This window comes from Pseudomonas capeferrum (assembly GCF_013523055.1).
Taxonomy (GTDB): Bacteria; Pseudomonadota; Gammaproteobacteria; order Pseudomonadales; family Pseudomonadaceae; genus Aquipseudomonas; species Aquipseudomonas capeferrum_A.
In genome coordinates this window covers 202,814-226,127 of sequence record NZ_JAAMQM010000005.1, presented here as the reverse complement: position 1 = coordinate 226,127, position 23,314 = coordinate 202,814, and the positions used below count along the sequence as shown (strand labels likewise).

Genomic DNA, 23,314 nt, shown 5'->3' with positions numbered 1-23,314 from the left:
TCCCGCCCGCCTGCCTCAGGTAGGCGTGAGTTGCAGACCTCGCCACTCGAACGGCACTGCTCTCAATTCCTGATCGATACGTGCCTCCTGCCATACCTGCGCCATGGGCTTGTTCTCGCCAGGATGGAGAAGGTCTGGAGCAATCAGTGCCAGAGGTCGAAGTACGAAGGCATTCTTGAGGATTTCCGCGCGAGGCAGCACCAGACCATCGAAGGTGCCATGCAAGTCGGCGTACATCAACACATCGATGTCCAAGGGCAGGCCCTTGCGGTCCGGCGCATAGCGCCCATTCTCGGCCTCGATGAACTTGAGGTGTCGGTCCAGCTCCATCAAGGGCAGGCGGGTCTCCCCTGTTACCACCAGGTTGTAGAAAGGACCGCTCTTGATCCCGACCGCCTCGCTTTCGAAGACCGCCGAACAGCGCATGTTCTCGAGGATGCCAGCCAGGGCATCGAGCCCGGCACACAGGTGCGCCTCGCGCTCGACATTGCTGCCCAGACCCAGGTAAACCGTGCTTACAGACATCCGCGCTCGATCTCCACGCCAACACCGCCACGGGCGGCGGGAACCGCGCCGGGCTTGGTCAGTTTCAGACGCATCCAGGGTATCCCGAACTCGTCCATCAGCAGCGCGACCAGACGCTCCGCAAAGGTTTCCACCAACTCATGGCGCGCCTGCTCGGAATAAGCCTGGATGCGTGCCGTGACACTGGCGTAATCCAGTGCCAGGCTGAGGTCGTCGGTCGCGGCCGCCGGTCGGTTGTCCCAGGCAAAACTCAAGTCCAGGCGCAGGCATTGGCGAATATCCCGCTCCCAGTCATAGGCGCCGATGACGGTATCGACTTCCAGGCCTTCGATGAACACTCTGTCCAAGCACTTTTCTCCACAGCACGACAAGGGCGACTTGCGCCGTTAGAATCAGGGCGTCCTCGCCCGGAATAGTTAGCATGTTTTGGCTACTGGCGCTGCTCGCCTACCTGCTCGGCTCTCTGTCCTTCGCCATTCTACTGAGCCGCCTCAACGGCAGTCCTGACCCACGTTCCGGTGGCTCAGGCAATGCCGGTGCAACCAATATGCTGCGCCTCGCGGGACGCAGACTGGCGATCCTGACCCTGCTGGGCGACCTGTGCAAGGGGCTGGTGCCCGTGCTGGCAGCTCGCATGGCCGGGCTCGATCTGCAAGAGCAGGCCTGGATCGGCATCTGCGCGGTGCTTGGGCACATGTATCCCTTGTACTTCCGCTTGCGCGGCGGCAAGGGCGTGGCGACGGCGGCAGGCATGCTGATGGGGGTGTATTTCCCGGCCGCGCTCCTGGCCATCGGTGCCTGGATGCTAACCCTCTACCTCACCCGCACCAGCTCCCTGGCAGCCCTGATCGCGACTCCGCTTACCCTGCCACTGCTGGCCTGGCGCGAACCTGAAGCCCTGCTACCGATGACTGTCCTGACGATCATGATCGTCTGGCGTCATCGCAGCAATCTACGCGACCTGTTCGCCGGACGCGAACGGCATTTCTGAACACCGTCGCGTGTGTGCAGGCATCAAACCGCTGGCAACTGCTCCATCGGCCAACGCGCCTGGACACTGATCGCCAGACCCTGGCGCTGGCCCGCGAGCAGGCGTTGGCAACCGGCGTAGGCGATCATCGCGCCGTTGTCGGTGCAGAAGGCAGGACGGGCGTAATAGACATTGCCATTAATGCTGGCCAGCATGCTTTCCAGCGAGGCGCGCAGCGCCCGGTTGGCGCTGACGCCACCGGCGATGACCAGGCGCTTGAGACCGGTCTGCTTCAATGCCCGCTTGCATTTGATGGTCAGCGTATCCACCACCGCTTCCTGGAACGCCAGCGACAGATCGCAACGCGTCTGCTCGCTTTCGTCCCCGGCGTTGCGGCATTGCTGCCAGGTGTTCAAGGCAAAGGTCTTGAGACCGCTGAAGCTCAACGCCAGGCCCGGACGATCGGTCATCGGCCGTGGGAACGTGAATCGGCCTGGCGTCCCGCGCTCGGCCAGGCGAGCGATCTCGGGACCACCGGGGTAATTCAGGCCGATCAGCTTGGCCGTCTTGTCGAAGGCCTCGCCCGCGGCATCGTCCAGGCTCTCGCCCAGCAGCTCGTATTGGCCGATGCCGTCGACGCGAACCAGCTGGGTGTGGCCACCCGAAACCAACAAGGCGACGAACGGAAATTGCGGTGGCTGCTCTTCAAGCATCGGGGCCAACAGATGGCCTTCCATGTGGTGCACGCCAAGCGCCGGAATGCCCCAGGCGTAGGCCATCGCCTGCGCGCAGGAGGCACCGACGAGCAGTGCGCCGACCAGGCCTGGGCCCGCGGTATAGGCAATGGCGTCTATCTGCGTGGCGACCCGGTCGGCCTCGGCCAGGACCTGGCGGATCAGCGGCAGCATGCGCTTGACGTGATCGCGCGAGGCAAGCTCGGGCACTACTCCGCCGTAGACGCGATGCAGGTCGATCTGGCTGAACAGCGCATCGGCCAACAGGCCGTGCTCGCTGTCGTATAATGCGACGCCGGTTTCGTCGCAGGATGTTTCTAATCCCAGTACTAGCATGGGTCCGTGCCTTGTAGAGGCTCAATTCGAGGCCCGCATGATAGTCCCGGTACAGGGTGCCGACCAGCGGTTTTCGATCAGAGGCTTTGCATTCCTGTCAGCTAAGGGTTAACATCCGCAACCCTTAAAAACCGACGTTCTCCAGCACACCTCTTGTTTTGTTCAGGAGCACGTCTACCCCGGTAATGAAAGAAGGTAGCCCTGGATGCCAGCCGTCAAAGTTAAAGAGAACGAACCCTTCGACGTAGCTCTGCGTCGTTTCAAGCGCTCCTGCGAGAAAGCCGGTGTATTGGCTGAAGTTCGTAGCCGCGAGTTTTACGAGAAGCCGACTTCCGAGCGCAAGCGCAAGGCTGCAGCCGCAGTCAAGCGTCACGCCAAGAAAGTACAGCGCGAACAGCGCCGCGCCGTTCGCCTGTACTGATACAGGCGTTCATCGCAAAGCTTCTGCCTGCCCGGCCTCGTGCCGGGCTGATGGCAGCGGTTGCTTCGAACCTCGGGCACATCGCCGAGGTGTTTCATGCAACAGCATGTCGCTCCCTGCCCTACCGCAGCACTGATCTTAGCGATCAGCGGTGCACGTCCTGTCTGACGAGCCTCCGTGGCTGTCGACGCGCACATCTTCTACACATCCTGTAGACGCCATTTTTGCTCGAACCCGCGCATTAGCGATTAAACTTGCTTGTTGCCTGATGACGAGAATGCCATGGCCGGGTTGATTCCCCAGAGTTTCATCGACGACCTTCTCAACCGCACCGACATCGTCGATGTGGTGAGTTCGCGCGTCCAGCTGAAAAAGACCGGCAAAAACCTTTCCGCGTGCTGTCCTTTCCACAAGGAAAAGTCACCCTCCTTCACCGTGAGTCCGGACAAGCAGTTCTATTACTGCTTCGGTTGCGGCGCCGGAGGCAATGCGCTCGGCTTCATCATGGACCACGACAACCTGGATTTCCCCCAGGCCGTGGAAGAACTTGCGCGCGCGGCGGGCATGGAAGTACCGCGGGAGGAAGGCCGTCGGGGCCAGACGCCACGCCAGCCGACCGACTCGCCACTGTATCCGCTGCTGGAGGCCGCCGCCGAATTCTATCGCCAGGCCTTGCGCAGCCATCCGACCCGCAAGTCGGCGGTCGACTATTTCAAGGGACGAGGCCTGTCCGGGGAAATCGCCCGCGACTTTGGCCTGGGCTTCGCGCCGCCGGGCTGGGACAACCTGTCCAAGCACCTTGGCAGCGATACCCTGCAGCAGAAAGCCATGATCGACGCCGGCCTGCTGATCGAGAATGCCGAAAGCGGCAAGCGCTATGACCGCTTCCGCGACCGAGTGATCTTTCCGATCCGCGATACCCGCGGCCGCGTCATCGCGTTCGGCGGCCGGGTACTGGGCGATGACAAGCCGAAATACCTGAACTCTCCTGAAACACCCGTGTTCCACAAGGGGCAGGAGCTCTACGGCCTGTACGAGGCGCGCAAGTTCAACCGCAACCTCGACGAGATCATAGTGGTCGAAGGCTACATGGACGTCATCGCCCTGGCGCAGCAAGGCCTGCGCAATGCCGTCGCGACCTTGGGCACGGCCACCAGCGAAGAGCATCTCAAGCGCTTGTTCCGGGTGGTACCCAATGTCCTGTTCTGCTTCGACGGTGACCAGGCAGGCCGCAAGGCGGCGTGGCGTGCGCTCGAGTCGACCCTGTCGAGCCTGCAGGACGGTCGGCGCGCACGCTTCCTGTTCCTCCCCGAAGGCGAGGATCCGGACACATTGGTTCGCGCCGAGGGTACGGATGCCTTTCGGGCCCGCATCAATCAGCATGCGCAGCCGCTGGCGGACTACTTCTTCGAGCAATTGAGCGACGAGGCCGACCCCCGCTCGCTGGAAGGCAAGGCGCACATGGTCACCCTGGCCGCACCGTTGATCGAAAAGATACCGGGCGCGAACCTGCGCGCATTGATGCGCAATAGGCTGAAAGAGATCACCGGCCTGGACCATCAGCAGGTCGAGCAACTGGCCCAGAGCGCACCGCCAAGCAGCGTACCGGACTACGATCCAGGCTTCGATTACGACGCCATGGCCAGCTATACGCCTGACATGGCCGATGCGTATCATGTCGACTACGCTGCCCCTCAGCAACAACCCTGGAAACCCGGCAAGGGCAGCGGCAAGAAACAGTGGGATGGCAAGCCGTGGGACAAGAAGGGCGGCAAGCCCTGGCAGCGCGACGGCCAACGCCAGGACACCCAGCCGCGCGTGCCGGCACCCGTGGAGCCGCCTACCCTGGCGGCCCTGCGCTCATTGCTGCATCACCCGCAACTGGCCCGTAAAGTCGAGGATGCCAGCCATTTCGCCGCCGAAGACCATGTTTACGCGCAACTGCTGGTAGCCCTGCTCGAAGCCTTGCAGAAGAATCCTGAGCTACGCTCATTACAGTTGATTGCACGCTGGCACGGCACCGACCAGGGGCGCTTGCTGCGCGCGCTGGCCGAAAAGGAATGGCTGATCGACGCCGACAACCTTGAACAACAGTTTTTCGACACTATTACTAGTCTGTCCGCTCGTCAGCGCGAGCGCACATTGGAACATCTGCTCAGAAAAGCACGTCAAAGCGAGTTGAGTGCAGAGGAAAAAAACCAGCTGCGCGAATTGCTGAGCCGGAATGTTCCCGCACAAACCCCGACCTCATCTGGCGCGTGAGGTCCATGCTCGGGTATAATCCTCGGCTTGTTTTTTGCCCGCCAAGACCTTCAGTGGATAGGGTGTTATGTCCGGAAAAGCGCAACAGCAGTCTCGTATCAAAGAGTTGATCACCCGCGGTCGTGAGCAGGGCTACCTGACTTACGCGGAGGTCAACGACCACCTGCCTGAGGATATTTCAGATCCTGAGCAGGTGGAAGACATCATCCGCATGATCAACGACATGGGGATCAACGTATTCGAGAGTGCTCCGGATGCGGATGCCCTTTTGTTGGCCGAAGCCGATACCGACGAAGCCGCAGCCGAAGAAGCTGCCGCGGCGTTGGCAGCCGTGGAAACCGATATCGGCCGCACGACCGACCCGGTGCGCATGTACATGCGCGAAATGGGTACCGTCGAGCTGCTGACCCGCGAAGGCGAGATCGAAATCGCCAAGCGCATCGAGGAAGGCATCCGTGAAGTCATGAGCGCCATCGCTCACTTCCCGGGTACTGTCGACTACATTCTCAGCGAATACGACCGCGTCACCACCGAAGGTGGTCGCCTGTCCGACGTGCTCAGCGGCTACATCGATCCCGATGACGGCATCGCCACGCCGAACGAAGAGGCGCCGCAGCTCGGCACCAAGCCCGCAGTCGCCAAGGAAGACGAAGACGAAGAAGACGCCGAGGCGAGCGATGACGAGGAAGAGGCCGAAAGCGGTCCGGATCCTGAAGTCGCCCGTCAGCGCTTCGGCGCGGTCTCCGATCAGCTTCAGGTCGCCAACAAGACCCTGAAGAAGCATGGTCGCAGCAGCCCGCAGAGCATTGCCGAGCTTCTGCATCTGGCCGAGCTGTTCATGCCGATCAAGCTGGTGCCCAAGCAGTTCGAGGTACTGGTCGAGCGTGTACGTGGAGCCCTGGAGCGTCTGCGCGCCCAGGAACGCGCCATCATGCAGCTGTGCGTTCGTGATGCCCGCATGCCGCGAGCCGACTTCCTGCGCCTGTTCCCAGGCAACGAAGTCGACCAGACCTGGAGCGGTGACCTCTCCAAGCGCAACACCAAGTGGGCTACGGCCCTGGGCGAGAAAAACGCCGCCATCGTCGCGTGCCAGCAGAAGCTTGTCGACCTGGAAGCCGAGACCGGCCTCACCATCGCCGAGATCAAGGATGTCAACCGTCGCATGTCGATCGGCGAGGCCAAGGCCCGTCGCGCGAAGAAGGAAATGGTCGAGGCCAACCTGCGTCTGGTGATCTCCATCGCCAAGAAGTACACCAACCGTGGCCTGCAGTTCCTCGACCTGATCCAGGAAGGCAACATCGGCCTGATGAAGGCGGTGGACAAGTTCGAATACCGTCGCGGCTACAAGTTCTCGACCTACGCTACCTGGTGGATTCGCCAGGCGATCACCCGTTCGATCGCCGATCAGGCGCGTACCATCCGTATCCCGGTGCACATGATCGAGACGATCAACAAGCTCAACCGCATTTCCCGGCAGATGCTGCAGGAAATGGGTCGCGAACCGACCCCGGAAGAGCTGGGTGAGCGCATGGAAATGCCCGAGGACAAGATCCGCAAGGTATTGAAGATCGCCAAGGAGCCGATCTCCATGGAAACCCCGATCGGCGACGACGAAGACTCGCATCTGGGTGACTTCATCGAAGACTCCACCATGCAGTCGCCAATCGACGTAGCCACGGTAGAGAGCCTCAAGGAAGCGACACGCGATGTGCTGTCGGGCCTTACCGCTCGCGAAGCCAAGGTGCTGCGCATGCGCTTCGGTATCGACATGAACACCGACCACACCCTCGAAGAGGTGGGCAAACAGTTTGACGTGACCCGTGAGCGGATCCGTCAGATCGAAGCCAAGGCGTTGCGCAAACTGCGCCACCCGACGCGAAGCGAACATTTGCGTTCCTTCCTCGACGAGTGATGACAAACCCCGGCCCAGGCCGGGGTTTTTCTTTGTTGAAGAAAGAATCGAAAACGCCCTTTCAAGCACCCACCCGGCACATTGCCAGTAGTCTACACTCGAATCATTCCCCCCTTGATCGAGAGGCTGACATGCCCCTGATGCCGGTCCTTCCGTTGCTGCTCCTGCCTACCTGGAACGCAACGGCCGGCACCCTTACCTTGTCCGGCGAAAAAGCCGAGTGGCTCAGTGCACATCCACGGTTGCGCCGGGGCTTCCTTGCTTTTGCCTCCCCTTGCCCAGTGTCAGGTCGGCCCTCCAAGCGTTGGCCATGGATGAAGTCGACGCCATGGCGGGCGATCTCGCTTCAAGCATCTGGAGCCTGCCTCAGCTCAAGTTGGACGGTCTGCATGTCAGTGGCCAGACACCGTAGCGCGACCGATTGGCTATGGCGGTGCCGCTTGAACACAAGATCCTGGTCGATATTTTCGACAAAGCCATGGCCGGCCTTAGCGACAGGAATATCAACCAAATACAACAGCGCTGGGTGGGAAACGGTTTGAATCAATCTACCTTCTGGCATGACGTACTGGTCTACGGGCTCCCCGCGATCCTGCTGATGGCTCTGATATTGGCGACTGTCATTCGTATCAACCGTCGTCTGAGCTCCGAGATCTCCCGTCGCATCTCACTCGAGCAAGAACTTCGCAGTAGCGAATACCATTACCGCAGCCTGATAGAGAGCCTTTCGGCCATTGCCTGGGAGGCCAATGCCAACGACTTCAGCTACAGCTATGTCTCGCCCCACGCGGGCGACCTGCTGGGCTACCCGCTGAGCGACTGGCTCAAGCCGGGTTTCTGGCACAGTATTCTTCACCCTGAAGACGCACTGTGGGCGCAGGCCTACTGCGAAAGCGAGACCGCCGCCGGTCGCGACCACAGCCTCGATTACCGCGTGATCCGCGCCGACGGCCATAGCCTCTGGGTACGCAACATCGTCAGCATGATCGAGCATGGTCACAAGCCCGTCATGCGTGGCCTGATGATCGACATCAGCGAGACGAAGCACACCGAAGATGCCTTGCGCCTGTCCGAGCAGAAGTTCGCCTCGGTGTTCCAGCAGTGCCCGGACATCCTGGTGATCGCTCGCCACGATGACGGCTGCCTGATGGAGGTCAACGAAGCCTTCGAGGAACAGATCGGCCTCAGCCCGGCCCAGGTGATTGGCCGCACTGCCACCGAGCTGGATCTCTGGGGCGCCACGTGTACCGGCCCTGCCCTCTTGGAGCGCCTGCAGAAAGGCGGCATCCGCAATCTTGAAATGACCTTCCGTCGCAGTAACGGCCAGTTGTTTACAGGCCTCACCTCCGCCGAGATCTTCGAGCTCGACAGCACACTGGCGCTGGTGGTTGCCGTACGCGACATCAGCCAGCTGAAGGAAACCCAGGAACAGCTGCAGACCTCCGAGGAAAAGTTCGCCAAGGCGTTCCACGCGTCCCCGGACGGTTTGTTGCTGTCACGCCAAAGCGACGGCCTGCTGATCGAAGTGAACGATGGTTTCTGTCGTATCACAGGCTACGATTTCAATCCAGGATACGACCAGACCTCGTTGGATTTGGGCATCTGGGTCGATCTCAACGAGCGGCGGCGCATGCTCGAGCTGCTCAACCGTGATGGTTACGTACGCGACCTCAGTTGCCATATCCGCCGTAGTGACGGGCAGATCCGCTTGTGCGAGTTGTCGGCCCGGCCGCTACCGATCGGCGGGGACGACTGCATGCTCACCATTGCCCGCGATATCACCGAACGCCATATGATGCAGGAAAAGCTCCAGCTCGCCGCCACCGTGTTCGAGAATACAGCCGAAGGTGTCCTGATCACCGACCCCGACCAGCGCATCAGCGCGGTCAACCGCGCGTTCAGCGAAATTACCGGCTACAGCGAGATCGAAGCGCTTGGCCAGACGCCGCGCCTGTTCGCTTCCGGCCAGCACGACAGCGCCTTCTACGCCGCCATGTGGCATCAACTGACCGCCGAAGGCCACTGGCAGGGAGAGATCTGCAACAGGCGCAAGAACGGCGAGTTCTATCCAGGCTGGCTGACCATCAGCGCCGTGCGTAACAGCGAACGCGAAATCACCCATTTCGTGGCCGTTTTCGCCGACATCTCCAGCCTCAAGCATGCCCAGGCCAAGCTCGACTACCAGGCCCACCACGACCCCCTCACGGGCCTGCCCAATCGCACCTTGTTCGAAAACCGCCTGCTGGCCGCGCTTGCCTGCGCCCAAGCCACCAATCGCCAGGGCGCGGTCCTGTTCCTCGATCTGGACCGCTTCAAGCACATCAACGACAGTCTCGGCCATCCTGTCGGCGACCTGCTGCTCAAAGGCATCGCGCAGCGCCTCAAGGAACAGGTGCGCGACGTCGACACCGTGGCGCGCCTGGGCGGCGACGAGTTCATCATCCTGCTCCCGGGGCTGCACAAGCCCAGCGATGCCAGCGCTATCGCCAGCAAGCTCCTGGCCTGCTTCCATGCGCCCTTCCAGGCGGGTGAGCACGAGTTCTTCACCAGCGCCAGTATCGGCATCAGCCTGTACCCACAGGACGGCACCGACGTCGCCTCATTGATCCGCAATGCCGACGCCGCCATGTATCGCTCCAAGGCCAAGGGCCGCAACCGCGTCGAAGCCTATACCCGCGACCTTACCGCCCAGGCCAGCGAACGCATCGCCCTGGAGCACGAACTGCGCCGCGCCATAGAACGCAACGAACTGAGCCTCTGCTACCAGCCCAAGCACAGTCTCAAGACCCAGCAACTGGTCGGCGCCGAGGCGCTGATCCGCTGGAACCACCCCACCTTTGGTCAAGTGCCGCCAGAGCACTTCATCCACCTGGCCGAAGAGAACGGCACCATCCTGCAGATCGGCGACTGGGTACTGGAGCAAGCGTGTCGTCAGATGAGCGAATGGAAAAGCGCCTACCATGCCTTCGGCCCCCTTTCCGTCAATCTGGCCGGCGCCCAGCTGCGCCAGCCCAACCTGGCCAAGCGCATCGAGCACCTGCTACGGCTCAACCAGTTGCAGGCGGGCGACCTCCAGCTGGAGATCACCGAGAACTTCATCATGAGCCAGGCGGAGGAAGCGCTGGTTGTTCTCCATCAGCTCAAGAAGCTCGGCGTGCAACTGGCGATCGACGATTTCGGCACCGGCTATTCCTCGCTCAGCTACCTGAAGCGCCTGCCGCTGGATATCCTCAAGATCGACCAGTCGTTCATCCGCGGGCTACCCGATGATCCTCACGACGCGGCCATTGCCCGGGCGATCATTGCCCTTGGACGGAGCATGCAGCTGACCATCATTGCCGAGGGCGTGGAGAATCAGGCGCAGCAGCAATTCCTGGCTGCCGAGGGGTGTGAACAGATTCAGGGATACATCGTGAGCTTGCCCTTGCCGCCTGATGATTTCGCCGCGGCTTTCCTTCGTATAGCACTTTCCGATCTTTCGGATGGCACGGGGATGAAACCCTCGTTATAATCGCGCCTCCACTGGGGCCTATAGCTCAGTTGGTTAGAGCAGAGGACTCATAATCCTTTGGTCCACGGTTCGAGTCCGTGTGGGCCCACCATCTTCGAAGCCGCGCATTGCGCGGCTTTTGCGTTTCTAGGATCCGCCCAGGAAAATCGATAGCGACGACGGTTGCTCTTCTTTGACCCACAGGCTGCCATCTTCCTGTGCACGGTCACAAGGTATTCGTACGTGGCTTTTCAGCTCCCGTAGCGCTAGGCCCAATCCTTGCGACTGAGATCCTTGAGGGTTTTCACCAGCCTTTACTGCTTCAAGGCAGCAAGCACGTTGGTGGGATCATTATGGATTGCCCGAAGCAACGCCCTAGCAGGTCCTTCAGGGTCACACCGTCCCTGCTCCCAATTCCGCAAAGGCCTACTGCAACGTCTAGCGTGCGGGCAAAGGCAACCTGGGACAATCCCGTGGCCTTGCGGATGTTTTTGACTTGCACGGCATCGACATGGAAGTCATCCCCCGCCCCGACCACGTCGCCGACTACACCGGCAAGCAGCGCGGAAAGATGACTGCGATCGCCTGGTGTCGCGCCAGCCGTTCAGGAAAGGGCACGGTCTGGCTCTGCCGCTGCAATTGCGGTCTGTATGAGTATCGAAGGCCAGGCACCTGGGCAGCCAGACCTTATCTCGATGACATGTGCTCTGTGTGTCGGCATGCCCAGGGACCCAACGCAAGGCAAACGGCTCCGGAGCGTCTGCAGCGGTGGATTGATGGCCTACGCAGCCTTGGCCTGGCGGATGCGGGAATCGCTCGGATTCAGGTGTTGGGCATAAGGGTGAAGACTAGGGACAAGACCGTCATCGAAATACGCGAGCAAATAGCCAACGCCTTGCGGGAAGAACAGCCAAATGCATCAGCCCCCTTCAATCGACCCGAGGCCAGGCCTGATACCAACTAACATTGATAGAGCACACCACCGAGCTTCTTCCTGCAGGAGACACGGGATGATCGGAAAAACCTCACACCCGTGCTCCTCATGGGCTCTTCCCTGCCTGCTGGCTATCGCCCTGACGTCGACGACAGGATGCTCGAGCAAACCCAAGACCAGCCGCTACGCCATGGCAAGCCTAGGCTCCGCCTGCTACGCGAAAGCGGTCCCCACCGCTGGCGAAGGCGGTCTGGCCTGGGGTTCGAGCTTGAACATAGCGCGTCAGAAATCCCTGAATAACTGCGTTCGCTATGCCGGTCGCTCCGGCGGCACGCCGAAGACTTGCCAAGTGGTGTTGGCCAGGTGCAAGAACTGAACAGCATCCAGCGTTCTACTCGCTCAAGTCCGCCCGCAAGGTGAAAGCGCGCACATGATCTCTCCCGCCCCATGATTTAAGGTACGCTCCGACCCGGCGCCCGCCTGGCCCACCGGACCCACCACCGAGACCCCTCATGCCGGAATCCCGCCCCACCGCTCTCGACGAAATCGACCGTCAGTTGCTCTCCCTGCTGCAGATCAACGCCCGCGAAAGCGTCGCCACCCTCGCTCGCCAGTTAGGCATCGCCCGCACCACGGTCACCGCTCGGCTGGCACGGCTGGAGAAAGGCAAGGTCATCACCGGCTATGGTGTTCGTCTGGGGCAGCGCTTGATCGATGGCGGGCTGCAAGCGTATGTCGGGATCACCGTGCAACCGCGCGCGGGCAAGGATGTGGTCAGGCGCATGAGTGCGATGGGCCAGGTTCAGCAGCTGTGTGCGGTCAGCGGCGAATTCGATTACGTCGCCTGGCTGCGCACGGATTCACCGGAGCAGCTCGATCAGTTGCTTGACCAGATCGGCAACCTTGAAGGCGTGGAAAAGACCACGACCTCGATCATTCTCAGTAGCAAGGTCGATCGCGGACAGCCGGGCTGATTTGAGGTGATGTTCGCGTAGATACGGTGTTACTTGCCTAATGCCACTCAGTTAGAAGCAGCCGATTCTGGCGTTCGGCTTTGGCCTTCTCCCTTGTAAAGGCTTATGGCCTCATCCCGGGCAAGCCCCATAGGTACGGCGGTGGCTTAAGAATCGTTGCTTGGGCGACAGCGCAGCAAGCGCTCCCGCGGTAGCGATGGCGGTCGCCGCCAGTGCGTGATTCCGGTGGGAGCGGGTTTACCCGCGAAGCAAGCCACGCGGTGGATGGCACGAGCTTGGCCCGTGTTCGCGGGCAAGCCCGCTCCCACTGGGATGGACTGCCCAAGAAGCTGGACATCAATCCAACCTTGGGGGCAGTCCAGGAACGCATGCATTTCGAAATTTGAGCAAGCCAGTTGCTCCCACTGGTTTTTAGCAGTTCACACCTTTATCGATGATCCATACTCCTGATAACAAGCGCCGCCCCCGGTAGAAGCGGGCTTGCCTGGATGCCGAGCCGCCGTGATGAGGGTGACCCATCCCAATGGCCAAGCAGTTTCCACCGACAGCTCATTTATGTCATATCGCCCTTCCAATCAGACAAATCGACGAAAAACCCCCCATAACGACAACACTCTGCGTCTTATTTACGTCCGCCCACCTCCCTAGAATGACCTCAGGCATTTCCTATACTCAGGCAGCCTCCCCCGCGCAGCCCCAGCCCAAGGTCTTCCATGAACAAGAACAATCGCCATCCCGTCGACGGCAAGAAACCCATCACCAGCTTCGGTCCCGACTTTCCCTTCGCTTTCGATGATTGGCTGGAGCACCCAGCCGGCCTGGGCAGTATCCCGGCCGAGCGGCTGGGTGAGGAGGTGGCGATTGTCGGTGCCGGTATCGCTGGACTGGTGGCGGCCTACGAGCTGATGAAGCTGGGCCTCAAGCCCGTGGTATACGAAGCATCGAAGCTTGGTGGACGACTGCGCTCCCAGCCATTCAATGGCACCGACGGCATTGTTGCGGAGCTGGGCGGCATGCGCTTTCCGGTGTCGTCCACGGCCTTCTACCATTACGTCGACAAGCTGGGCCTGGAATCGAAACCCTTCCCCAATCCCCTGACCTCGGCATCCGGCAGCACGGTGATCGATCTTGAAGGCCAGACCTACTATGCCGAGAAGCCATCGGACCTGCCCTCGCTTTTCCATGAGGTCGCCGATGCCTGGGCCGATGCCCTCGAGGACGGCGCAGCGTTCGGCGAGATCCAGCAGGCCATTCGCGACCGGAACGTGCTGCGCCTCAAGCAGTTGTGGAATCGTCTGGTGCCACTGTGGGATGACCGCACCTTCTATGATTTCGTCGCGTCCTCCAAGGCATTCGCCAAACTGAGTTTCCAGCATCGGGAAGTGTTCGGCCAGGTAGGCTTCGGGACCGGTGGTTGGGATTCGGATTTTCCCAACTCCATGCTGGAAATCTTCCGCGTGGTGATGACCAACTGCGACGATAATCAGCACCTGATCGTCGGCGGCGTCGAGCAGGTGCCCCAGGGCATCTGGCGTCACCAGCCGGAGCGTTGTCAGCACTGGCCGGAAGGCACCAGCCTGAGCACCTTGCATGGCGGAGCACCACGTTCAGGGGTCAAGAGCATCGCGCGTGCCGCCGATGGCCGCCTGGCGGTGACCGACAACTGGGGCGACACCCGCCACTACGCGGCGGTCCTGACCACGTGCCAGAGCTGGTTGCTGACGACCCAGATCGAATGCGAGGAATCGCTGTTTTCGCAGAAGATGTGGATGGCCCTGGACCGTACTCGCTACATGCAGTCGTCGAAGACCTTCGTCATGGTCGATCGCCCGTTCTGGAAAGACAAGGACCCGGAAACCGGTCGCGACCTGATGAGCATGACCCTGACCGACCGCCTGACCCGTGGCACCTATCTGTTCGACAACGGCGACGACAAGCCGGGGGTGATCTGCCTGTCCTACTCGTGGATGAGCGACGCCTTGAAAATGCTGCCGCACCCCGTGGAAAAACGCGTGAAGCTGGCCCTGGACGCGTTGAGGAAGATCTACCCCAAACTCGATATCGCCGGCCATGTCATCGGTGATCCGATCACCGTCTCCTGGGAGGCCGATCCCTACTTCCTGGGTGCCTTCAAAGGGGCGCTGCCCGGACACTACCGCTACAACCAGCGCATGTACGCCCACTTCATGCAGCAGGCCATGCCCGAGGAGCAGCGCGGTATCTTCATTGCCGGTGACGATGTGTCGTGGACGCCCGCCTGGGTCGAAGGCGCGGTCCAGACGTCGCTCAATGCGGTGTGGGGTATCATGACTCACTTCGGTGGGCAGACCCACCCCGACAATCCCGGCCCTGGGGATGTGTTCCACGCGCTCGGTCCGATCGCCCTGGCCGACTGAAAGAGGAAAGGCGTCATGCGTATAGCCCTGTTCCAAGGTGCGCCCGGCCCCCTGGACGTGCCCGGCAACCTTGCGCGCCTCCAGCACCAGGCCCAGTTGGCATCGGCCGGTGGCGCGCAGCTGCTGGTCTGTCCCGAGATGTACCTGACCGGTTACAACATCGGGCTGGACGCCGTGCGACAGTTGGCGGAGACCACCGACGGAGCCTCGGCCATGACCGTGGTGGAGATCGCTCAGGCCCATCGTATCGCTATCGTCTATGGCTACCCCGAGCTGGCCGAAGATGGCCAGGTGTACAACAGCGTGCAGTTGATCGATGCCCACGGAAGCAGTCGGTGCAACTACCGCAAGACGCATCTGTTCGGGGAGCTGGATCGCTCGATGTTCAGCGCCGGCGCGGACCATTTTCCGGTGGTCGAACTCGATGGCTGGAAACTCGGGTTGCTGATCTGCTACGACATCGAATTTCCGGAGAATGCCCGGCGCCTGGCGCTGGCGGGCGCCGAACTGATCCTGGTGCCGACAGCGAACATGGCGCCCTACGACTTCGTCTGCCAGTTCACCGTGCGCGTCCGCGCCCAGGAGAACCAGTGCTACCTGGTCTACGCGAACTATTGCGGCGCCGAGCAAGCCATCGAGTACTGCGGACAGAGCAGCATCGTCGGGCCGGACGGCAGCCTGCTGGCCATGGCTGGGCATGACGAATGCCTGTTGTTCGCGGACTTGCAGCACGAGCACGTGACCCAGGGGCGGCAGGCGTATCCGTACCTCACGGACCTGCGTCGGGAGTTGCACGGTCTGGCGGACCGATAGCCGATCGCCCCTCCTCCCTCAACCCCGGAGCCACGATGCCTGACGCCATCCGCCACCTGACCCTCGACAACGGCCTGCGGCTCGTTCTGCGCCACGCTCCGCGCCTGAAGCGTTGCGCCGCCGCGTTGCGGGTGCACGCGGGCAGCCACGATGCGCCCGAACGCTGGCCAGGCATGGCGCACTTTCTCGAGCACCTGTTTTTCCTCGGTACCACGCGGTTTCCGTTGGAAGACGGCTTGATGCGCTATGTGCAATCCCAGGGCGGACAGATCAACGCCAGCACCCGCGAACGCACGACGGACTTCTTCTTCGAGGTCGCCCCGGCAGCGCTCGCCGGCGGGCTGGAGCGCCTGTGCCAGATGCTGGCCGAGCCTGATCTCGGTATCGAACGCCAGCATCGCGAGCGCGAGGTCATCCACGCGGAGTTCATCGCCTGGTCGCGCAACCCTGAGGCGCAGCGTCAGTTCGCCCGGCTTCAATCGGTATCGGCGCGACACCCGCTGGCTGGTTTTCACGCGGGCAACCGCCACAGCCTGGCGCTGCGGGATCCGGCTTTCCAGCGAGCTCTGCGGCATTTCCACACGCGCTATTACCAAGGCGGTCAGATGGTACTGAGCCTGTGCGGACCTCAGTCACTGGACCAGTTGGAGGCGCTCGCAAGGGAACACGGGGCGCTCCTGCCTTCCGGAGGGCGCATCGAGCAGTCCGCGCCGCCTCCACTGGAGGGCGGTGTTCGCACACAGCGGGTGGAGGGCAAGCAGGTTCTGCTATTCGTACTCGAAGGCCTGCCCGAGGTTACGGAACAGGCCCTTGAGCTTCTCGACGCCTGGCTTGGCGACAACCGTCCAGGCGGATGGCTGGGAGAGATGCGGCGTCGGGGTTGGCTGCGAGACTTCAGCACCAGCACCCTGTACAGCTTTGCCGGCCAGTTGCTCTGGCAAATACAGCTGCAGTTGAGTGAGCAAGCGTGCGAAGACGAAACCCTGGCGCTGCTGCAGGGCTGGCTGGGGTTTATTCGCCAGCTCGACCCGCAGATCCTGAATGACCGGTTTGCCGACCTGCAGCTCAGCCGCGAGCAAGCGGCAGGCGCGCTTGAACTGGCGCGTCGAGACAGCGGCGGCCTGCCAATGCGGGCGCTCGACCACGTCGGCATAGGCGCGCTGCAAGCGCTACTGTCGGCGCTGCCGACCCGCACGCACGGGCAATGGCGATTGCCTCCTCCAGAACCTTTGCTGCTGGCCGAGCTGCCCGAGGATGACGACTGCGCCTGGCCGACGGGCCTGACGATCAGCGACGACCTGCCCGTCTCGAGCGGATTCGCCTCGCTGCATCTGCGCTGGCGAGTCGATGCGGCTTGGTGCAAGCGTTTCGAAGAAATCTTCGAGCACAGCCTGCGCGCGCTGAAGGAACGCGCCGAACGTGCCTCGGTGCAATTGCGGTTCGGTGCCAGTGGTGAGTATTGGCAACTGCGCTACGCGGGGCGACCGGCCGCCGTCATCCGTGCCACGGAGGAAGCCTTGGCATTGCTGCGCGCACCGGCGCCTGAATGCTGGAAGACTCCGGCAACCCCCGCACCGGCATTGATCCCGATCCGCGCCTTGCTCACGCAACTACCGGAGACCCTGCAGGGCTTTCTCCAGCCCCCCCAGGAAGCCTGCGCCCCGAATCAGGCACTGCTCGATGAAACATGGCGGCAGGCTCGCTGGCATGGCCTGGCCGTAGGGTTCGACCCACATGCGCAACGCGCACTCAGCGCCGCGCTGCAAGCGCTTCCAGGCCAGCACGGGCCTGCTCAGGTGCCAGACCTGAGCGCTGGCCGCCAATGGCGGACGGTCACGCTTCCAGGCAGTGAGCACGCACTGCTGCTGTTCATGTCGCTGCCTCCCGACAAGCAGGCTGCCGGCCGTCTGCTCGCCCAGCTATGGCAGGGGCCGGTGTACCGACTGCTGCGGGTCGAATTGCAGTTGGGCTACGCGGTGTTCAGTGCCTTTCGTCAGATCGAGGGGTACGGCGGTCTGCTTTTCGGGGTGCAGTCACCGCACGCCAGCCCCCGCGAGATCCTTGGCCATCTGCTGGAATTATTGAGCCAGCCGATCGCCCTCGACCCGCTTGTTCGCCAGACCCTTTCCGACCAGTTCGCCCAGACCGCGATGACGGAGGCAGAGATGGCTGAATGGGCATGGCAGACCGAGTTGGCCACATGCCCCCAACCGCTTGCCCACGTGCGGCAGTCTATTCTGCTGACGGACCAGGATGATCTGGACGACCTGCAAAGGAGCTTGCTGTCGGGCGAATACGGTTGGCTATGCCTTGCCAATGCGCCTGAACCCGATGCGGCCTGGAATTGAAACCTGGCGATTGTTACATCGTCCGCAAAGGCGCATTTCCAAGATTTAACCTTTTGGTACAGAATTTTCTTGTAAGATAACGCTATCCCAGCAGTGGAACCCTCGCTTCGCGATGGCACCAAATATCTAGCTGTTCCTCCCATGACCTATCCTGAAGGAGTAATCCCATGTGGACCAAACCTGCTTACACTGACCTGCGTATCGGCTTTGAAGTGACCATGTATTTCGCCAGCCGCTGATCCGGCTTGCGAGTACTACGCCTCGGCCTGCCGGGGCGTTTTCATTTTTCGGATACGGAGTGGCCATGTACATCCAGATTCTCGGCTCCGCCGCCGGCGGCGGTTTCCCCCAGTGGAACTGCAACTGCGCCAACTGCAAAGGCTTTCGTGACGGCAGCCTGCGCGCCACGGCGCGCACCCAGTCGTCGATCGCCTTGTCCGATGACGGCGAGCACTGGATCCTGTGCAACGCCTCGCCGGACATCCGCGCCCAACTGCAAGGCTTCGCGCCGATGCAGCCGGCCCGCGCCTTGCGTGACAGCGGGATCGACGCGATCGTCCTGCTCGACAGCCAGATCGATCACACCACCGGTCTGCTCAGCCTGCGCGAAGGCTGCCCGCACGAGGTCTGGTGCACCGAGATGGTCCATCAGGACCTGACGACCGGCTTCCCCCTGTTCAACATGCTCGCCCACTGGAACGAGGGCTTGAAATGGAACCCCATCGAGCTGCAAGGCAGCTTCGTCATCGACGCCTGCCCGAACCTGCGGTTCACCCCTTTCCCGCTGCGCAGCGCCGCGCCGCCTTACTCGCCGCATCGTTTCGACCCGCACCCGGGCGATAACCTCGGCCTGCTGGTCGAAGACCTGCGCACCGGCGGCAAGCTGTTCTATGCACCGGGCCTGGGTCAGGTGGATGCCCAGCTGCTGCAGTTGATGCATGACGCCGATTGCCTGCTGGTGGATGGCACGCTGTGGGAGGACGATGAGATGCAGCGTCGCGGCGTGGGCACGCGGACCGGCCGCGAAATGGGCCATCTGGCACAAAACGGCCCTGGGGGCATGCTTGAAGTGCTCGATGGCTTCGCCCGTCAGCGCAAGGTGCTCATCCACATCAACAACACCAACCCGATTCTCGATGAAGACTCGCCAGAGCGGGCCGAGGTCGTCCGCCGAGGCGTCGAAGTCGCCTACGACGGCATGAGCATCGAACTGTAGGAGAGCCGATGAGCGACGCCAAGCCGATGTCCCCTGCCGAATTCGAGCAGGCCCTACGCGCCAAGGGCGCCTATTACCATATTCATCACCCGTACCATGTGGCGATGTACGAAGGTCGCGCTACCCGTGAGCAGATTCAGGGGTGGGTGGCCAACCGTTTCTATTACCAGGTGAACATCCCGATGAAGGATGCGGCGATCCTGGCCAATTGCCCGGACCGCGAAGTGCGCAGGGAGTGGATACAGCGTCTGCTCGATCACGACGGCGCCCCAGGCGAGGATGGCGGTATCGAGGCCTGGCTGCGCCTGGGCGAGGCGGTCGGGCTGGATCCTGATCAGTTGCGTTCCCAGGAGCTGGTTTTGCCCGGCGTGCGCTTTGCCGTGGATGCCTACGTCAACTTTGCCCGCCGCGCGAGCTGGCAGGAAGCCGCCAGCAGCTCGCTGACCGAGCTGTTCGCCCCGCAGATCCACCAGTCGCGTCTGGACAGCTGGCCGCAGCATTACCCCTGGATCGATCCGGCTGGCTACGAGTATTTCCGCACCCGCCTCGGCCAGGCGCGGCGAGATGTCGAGCATGGCTTGACGATCACCCTGCAGCACTACACCACGCGCGAGGGTCAGGAGCGCATGCTGGAGATCCTGCAGTTCAAGCTGGATATCCTCTGGAGCATGCTCGATGCCATGAGCATGGCCTATGAACTGGATCGTCCGCCTTATCACAGCGTCACCCGCGAGCGGGTCTGGCACAAAGGGATCGCATTATGAGTCTCGACCTTGCACAAGTACCTAACTGGCGCCCTGGCTATCGTTTCCAGTACGAGCCGGCGCAGAAAGGTCATGTCCTGCTCTACCCCGAGGGAATGATCAAGCTCAACGAAAGCGCTGGCCTGATCGGTGGCCTGATCGACGGAAAGCGCTCGGTGGAGGCGATCATCACCCAGCTGCAACAGCAGTTCCCTGATGTCCCGGAAGTCGCCGAGGACATCGTGCAGTTCATGGAGGTGGCCCGTGCCGAACATTGGATCGTCCTCGCCTGACATCCCGGCCAAGCCAGAGGTCGGCTTGCCCCTCTGGTTGTTGGCGGAGCTGACCTATCGCTGCCCATTGCAGTGTCCATACTGCTCGAACCCGCTGGACTTCGCCGCCCAGGGCAAGGAGCTGACGACCGAACAATGGTTCCGCGTCATGGCCGAAGCGCGGGAGATGGGCGCCGCGCAGATCGGCTTTTCCGGTGGCGAGCCCCTGGTGCGCCAGGACCTGGCACAGTTGATCGCCGAAGCCCGGCGCCTGGGCTACTACACCAACCTGATCACCTCGGGCATCGGCCTTACCGAGTCCAAGATCGCGGCCTTCAAGCAGGCGGGGCTGGATCATATCCAGATCAGTTTCCAGGCCAGCGACGAGCAGGTGAACAACCTGCTCGCCGGCTCGAAGAAAGCCTTCGCGCAGAAGCTGGAGATGGCCCGTGCCGTGAAGGCCCACGGCTATCCCATGGTGCTGAACTTCGTCACCCACCGGCACAACATCGACAAGATCGCTCGCATCATCGAGTTGTGCGTCGCGCTGGAGGCGGACTTCGTCGAGCTGGCCACCTGTCAGTTCTATGGGTGGGCGCACCTCAACCGTCTCGGCTTGCTGCCGACCCGCGATCAGCTTGTGCGGGCCGAGCGCATCACTAATGAATACCGGGAACGGCTCAAGGCCGCCGACAATCCTTGCAAGCTGATCTTCGTCACGCCCGACTACTATGAAGAGCGCCCCAAGGCCTGCATGAATGGCTGGGGCAGCATTTTCCTCACCGTGACACCCGACGGCACCGCCCTGCCGTGCCATGGCGCGCGCCAGTTGCCCGTGGAGTTTCCGAACGTGCGCGATCACAGCATGCAGCACATCTGGTACGACTCCTTCGGCTTCAATCGCTTCCGCGGTTACGACTGGATGCCCGAACCATGCCGTTCGTGCGATGAGAAGGAGAAGGACTTCGGCGGCTGCCGCTGCCAGGCCTTCATGCTCACCGGAGATGCCAGCAAGGCCGACCCGGTCTGCGCCAAGTCGGCGGATCACGGGATCATCCTCAAGGCGCGCGAAGAGGCCGAGCATGCCCAGCTGACCATCGAACAACTGACCTTCCGTAACGAGCGTACCTCTCATGTCATCGCCCGCGGCTGAAATCTTCACGGCGGCCCAGGCGGTCGCGGCCGGCACCGACTTCGCCGAACTCAAGATCGGTGACCAAGGCCTGTTCTGGAACGAGTTCCGCCCGGCGGATGGCGCGTGTCGCCTCTGGCGCTGGCAGGACGAACAGGCGCATTGCCTGACCCCGGATGGCTTTAGCGTCCGCAGTCGGGTCTACGAATATGGCGGGGGCAGCTTCTGCCTGGGCGCCGATGGTGTCGTGTTCGTCAACGAAGCCGATCAGCAGATTTACACCCAGGCCCTGGATGGCTCGGCGCCGCGTTCGATTACCCAGGGCGAACGTCGCTACGGCGATGTACGGTGGCATGACGGCGAGGTAGTGGCCGTGGAGGAAACCGACACCGGGCGGGGCGTGGAGCATCGGCTGATCGCTTTGCGCGAGGGTGAGCGCAGTGTCCTGGTCGAGGGTGCGGATTTTTACGCCTCGCCCATCTTCAGCAATGATGGTCGGCGTTTCGCCTGGATCGAATGGCAGCGCCCCGCGCAACCTTGGACGAGCACCCAGCTGTGGTGTCGCGAGCGTGACCAAGCGGGCACGTGGGGCCCCGCCGTCTGCGTTGCGGGCGATAGTGGGGTGGAAGAATCTCTGCAGCAACCGCAGTTCGACAGCGACGGTCGGCTCTATTGTCTGTCGGACCGCAACGGCTACTGGCAACCGTGGGGAGAAGTGGAAGGCCAATGGCAACCACTGTCCGCCCCCGCGGCCGATCACGCGGCCGCGCCTTGGCAGCTGGGCGCGAGTACCTGGGTGGTGCTCGGGCCCGAGCACTATCTGGCAAGCTGGTTCGAGGAAGGCTTCGGCGTCCTCGCCTTGCGCCATGAAGACGACCAGCAAACGCGATATGCCAGTGCGTACAGCCGCTTCCGCAGTCTGGCCATCACTGATGATCATCTCTATGCCATTGCCGCTTCGCCCGTCAGTCCGGCCGCGATCATCGCCATCGACCGACAGCGCGGAGAAGTCCGAATGTTGGCGGGTGGTAGCGTGGCCTTGTCGGCCGAACGTATCAGCCGCCCGCAACCTATCCGCTACCCCAGTGGCGATGGCATCGCGCATGGCTTCTTTTATCCAGCCTTGAGCGGACCCGAGTCTCGCGCCTTGGTGGTGTTCGTCCATGGCGGCCCTACCTCGGGCTGCTACCCGGTGCTCGATCCGCGTATCCAGTACTGGACCCAGCGTGGTTTTGCCGTGGCCGATCTCAATTACCGCGGCAGCACCGGCTACGGTCGTGCCTACCGGCAAGCCTTGCACCTTCGCTGGGGCGAGGTCGACGTGGAAGATGCGTGCACGGCGGTCGCCTATCTGGGCGGCTTGGGGCTGATCGATCCAGACAAGGCCTTTATCCGTGGCGGCAGCGCCGGCGGCTATACCACGCTATGCGCCTTGGCTTTCCACGACGTGTTCCGCGCGGGTGCCAGCCTGTATGGCGTCAGTGACCCCGTGGCACTGGCCAAGGCTACGCACAAGTTCGAAGGCGATTACCTGGACTGGCTGATAGGTGATCCCGAGTGCGACGCCGAGCGCTATCGGCAACGCACGCCTTTGTTGCATGCGTCGCGGATCAAGGCACCGATGATCTTCTTCCAGGGCGAGCTGGACGCCGTGGTAGTGCCGGACCAGACCCGCGCCATGCTGGCGGCGCTCAAGGCCAACGGTATCGAAGCCGAAGGGCATTTCTATGCCGATGAGCGGCATGGCTTCCGCAAGGCCGAGAACCTGGCCCATGCGTTGGAAGAAGAGTGGAAGTTCTATTGTCGGGTGCTTGCCAGGAGCTGATCGCCCGCCCC

General features: G+C 62.1%; 19 protein-coding genes, 1 tRNA gene and 2 pseudogenes. 18 read left to right on the top strand and 4 right to left on the bottom strand.

Annotated features, from left to right (window positions below; genetic code table 11):
- Positions 1 to 15: 15 nt before the first annotated feature.
- Together folK and folB are read right to left on the bottom strand one after the other, a co-directional pair.
- Positions 16 to 525 (bottom strand): 2-amino-4-hydroxy-6-hydroxymethyldihydropteridine diphosphokinase, encoded by a 510-nt coding sequence (folK, locus tag G7009_RS07970; RefSeq protein WP_181129427.1) that lies wholly within the window; start codon positions 523 to 525, stop codon positions 16 to 18.
- On the bottom strand, positions 516 to 872 hold the full coding sequence (gene folB / locus G7009_RS07965) for a dihydroneopterin aldolase (RefSeq protein WP_181129426.1): 357 nt from the start codon (positions 870 to 872) through the stop codon (positions 516 to 518). The genes folK and folB overlap by 10 nt, the downstream gene beginning before the upstream one ends.
- Before the next feature lie 74 nt (positions 873 to 946).
- Here folB and plsY point away from each other — a divergent pair, with 74 nt between their 5' ends.
- On the top strand, positions 947 to 1,516 hold the full coding sequence (gene plsY, locus G7009_RS07960; RefSeq protein WP_181129424.1) for a glycerol-3-phosphate 1-O-acyltransferase PlsY: 570 nt from the start codon (positions 947 to 949) through the stop codon (positions 1,514 to 1,516).
- Positions 1,517 to 1,539: 23 nt separating this feature from the next.
- On the opposite strand, the gene tsaD is transcribed toward plsY, so the two are convergent.
- Positions 1,540 to 2,565, bottom strand: coding sequence for a tRNA (adenosine(37)-N6)-threonylcarbamoyltransferase complex transferase subunit TsaD (gene tsaD, locus G7009_RS07955; protein ID WP_181129422.1), 1,026 nt, complete (start codon positions 2,563 to 2,565; stop codon positions 1,540 to 1,542).
- Between the two features lie 205 nt (positions 2,566 to 2,770).
- Here tsaD and rpsU point away from each other — a divergent pair, with 205 nt between their 5' ends.
- From rpsU to G7009_RS07930, 5 genes and pseudogenes are all read left to right on the top strand, one after another.
- On the top strand, positions 2,771 to 2,986 hold the full coding sequence (gene rpsU / locus G7009_RS07950; protein ID WP_002551877.1) for a 30S ribosomal protein S21: 216 nt from the start codon (positions 2,771 to 2,773) through the stop codon (positions 2,984 to 2,986).
- A gap of 282 nt (positions 2,987 to 3,268) precedes the next feature.
- Positions 3,269 to 5,248, top strand: coding sequence for a DNA primase (dnaG, locus tag G7009_RS07945; protein ID WP_181129420.1), 1,980 nt, complete (start codon positions 3,269 to 3,271; stop codon positions 5,246 to 5,248).
- 67 nt (positions 5,249 to 5,315) lie between these two features.
- Positions 5,316 to 7,160 carry an RNA polymerase sigma factor RpoD gene (gene rpoD, locus G7009_RS07940; protein ID WP_181129419.1) on the top strand — a complete coding sequence of 615 codons (1,845 nt, stop codon included), beginning with the start codon at positions 5,316 to 5,318 and terminating at the stop codon, positions 7,158 to 7,160.
- Positions 7,161 to 7,434: 274 nt separating this feature from the next.
- Positions 7,435 to 10,671, top strand: a pseudogene (locus G7009_RS07935) (EAL domain-containing protein); the annotation flags it as partial.
- 14 nt (positions 10,672 to 10,685) lie between these two features.
- A tRNA-Ile gene (locus G7009_RS07930) sits at positions 10,686 to 10,762 on the top strand.
- Between the two features lie 202 nt (positions 10,763 to 10,964).
- Here G7009_RS07930 and G7009_RS27710 read toward each other — a convergent pair.
- Positions 10,965 to 11,170, bottom strand: a pseudogene (locus G7009_RS27710) (helix-turn-helix domain-containing protein); the annotation flags it as partial.
- Here G7009_RS27710 and G7009_RS07925 point away from each other — a divergent pair.
- From G7009_RS07925 to G7009_RS07875, 12 genes are all read left to right on the top strand, one after another.
- Positions 11,147 to 11,614, top strand: coding sequence for a hypothetical protein (locus G7009_RS07925; protein ID WP_181129417.1), 468 nt, complete (start codon positions 11,147 to 11,149; stop codon positions 11,612 to 11,614). The pseudogene G7009_RS27710 and the gene G7009_RS07925 sit on opposite strands and share 24 nt — an antisense overlap.
- Positions 11,615 to 11,660: 46 nt before the next feature.
- A complete protein-coding gene (locus G7009_RS27705) occupies positions 11,661 to 11,960 on the top strand; it encodes a hypothetical protein (RefSeq protein ID WP_258197890.1) in 300 nt (99 codons plus the stop codon).
- Between the two features lie 136 nt (positions 11,961 to 12,096).
- Positions 12,097 to 12,558, top strand: coding sequence for an Lrp/AsnC family transcriptional regulator (locus tag G7009_RS07920; RefSeq protein ID WP_181129415.1), 462 nt, complete (start codon positions 12,097 to 12,099; stop codon positions 12,556 to 12,558).
- 713 nt (positions 12,559 to 13,271) lie between these two features.
- A complete protein-coding gene (locus G7009_RS07915) occupies positions 13,272 to 14,954 on the top strand; it encodes a flavin monoamine oxidase family protein (protein ID WP_181129413.1) in 1,683 nt (560 codons plus the stop codon).
- Between the two features lie 15 nt (positions 14,955 to 14,969).
- The gene (locus G7009_RS07910; protein ID WP_181129411.1) at positions 14,970 to 15,767 is read left to right on the top strand and encodes a carbon-nitrogen hydrolase family protein; all 798 of its coding nucleotides are present in this window, start codon (positions 14,970 to 14,972) and stop codon (positions 15,765 to 15,767) included.
- A 35-nt stretch (positions 15,768 to 15,802) separates the two neighbouring features.
- Complete coding sequence (pqqF, locus tag G7009_RS07905; protein WP_181129409.1) at positions 15,803 to 18,115, top strand: pyrroloquinoline quinone biosynthesis protein PqqF; 2,313 nt, start codon at positions 15,803 to 15,805, stop codon at positions 18,113 to 18,115.
- A gap of 167 nt (positions 18,116 to 18,282) precedes the next feature.
- On the top strand, positions 18,283 to 18,354 hold the full coding sequence (gene pqqA / locus G7009_RS07900) for a pyrroloquinoline quinone precursor peptide PqqA (RefSeq protein ID WP_008365141.1): 72 nt from the start codon (positions 18,283 to 18,285) through the stop codon (positions 18,352 to 18,354).
- A gap of 65 nt (positions 18,355 to 18,419) precedes the next feature.
- Complete coding sequence (gene pqqB / locus G7009_RS07895; RefSeq protein ID WP_181129407.1) at positions 18,420 to 19,331, top strand: pyrroloquinoline quinone biosynthesis protein PqqB; 912 nt, start codon at positions 18,420 to 18,422, stop codon at positions 19,329 to 19,331.
- A gap of 8 nt (positions 19,332 to 19,339) precedes the next feature.
- The gene (pqqC, locus tag G7009_RS07890; RefSeq protein WP_181129405.1) at positions 19,340 to 20,095 is read left to right on the top strand and encodes a pyrroloquinoline-quinone synthase PqqC; all 756 of its coding nucleotides are present in this window, start codon (positions 19,340 to 19,342) and stop codon (positions 20,093 to 20,095) included.
- Complete coding sequence (gene pqqD / locus G7009_RS07885) at positions 20,092 to 20,367, top strand: pyrroloquinoline quinone biosynthesis peptide chaperone PqqD (protein ID WP_181129403.1); 276 nt, start codon at positions 20,092 to 20,094, stop codon at positions 20,365 to 20,367. The genes pqqC and pqqD overlap by 4 nt, the downstream gene beginning before the upstream one ends.
- Positions 20,339 to 21,499, top strand: a complete 1,161-nt coding sequence (gene pqqE / locus G7009_RS07880; protein ID WP_181129401.1) for a pyrroloquinoline quinone biosynthesis protein PqqE — start codon at positions 20,339 to 20,341, stop codon at positions 21,497 to 21,499. Before pqqD ends, pqqE begins: the two co-directional genes overlap by 29 nt.
- On the top strand, positions 21,480 to 23,303 hold the full coding sequence (locus G7009_RS07875) for a S9 family peptidase (RefSeq protein ID WP_181129398.1): 1,824 nt from the start codon (positions 21,480 to 21,482) through the stop codon (positions 23,301 to 23,303). The genes pqqE and G7009_RS07875 overlap by 20 nt, the downstream gene beginning before the upstream one ends.
- Positions 23,304 to 23,314: the final 11 nt, after the last annotated feature.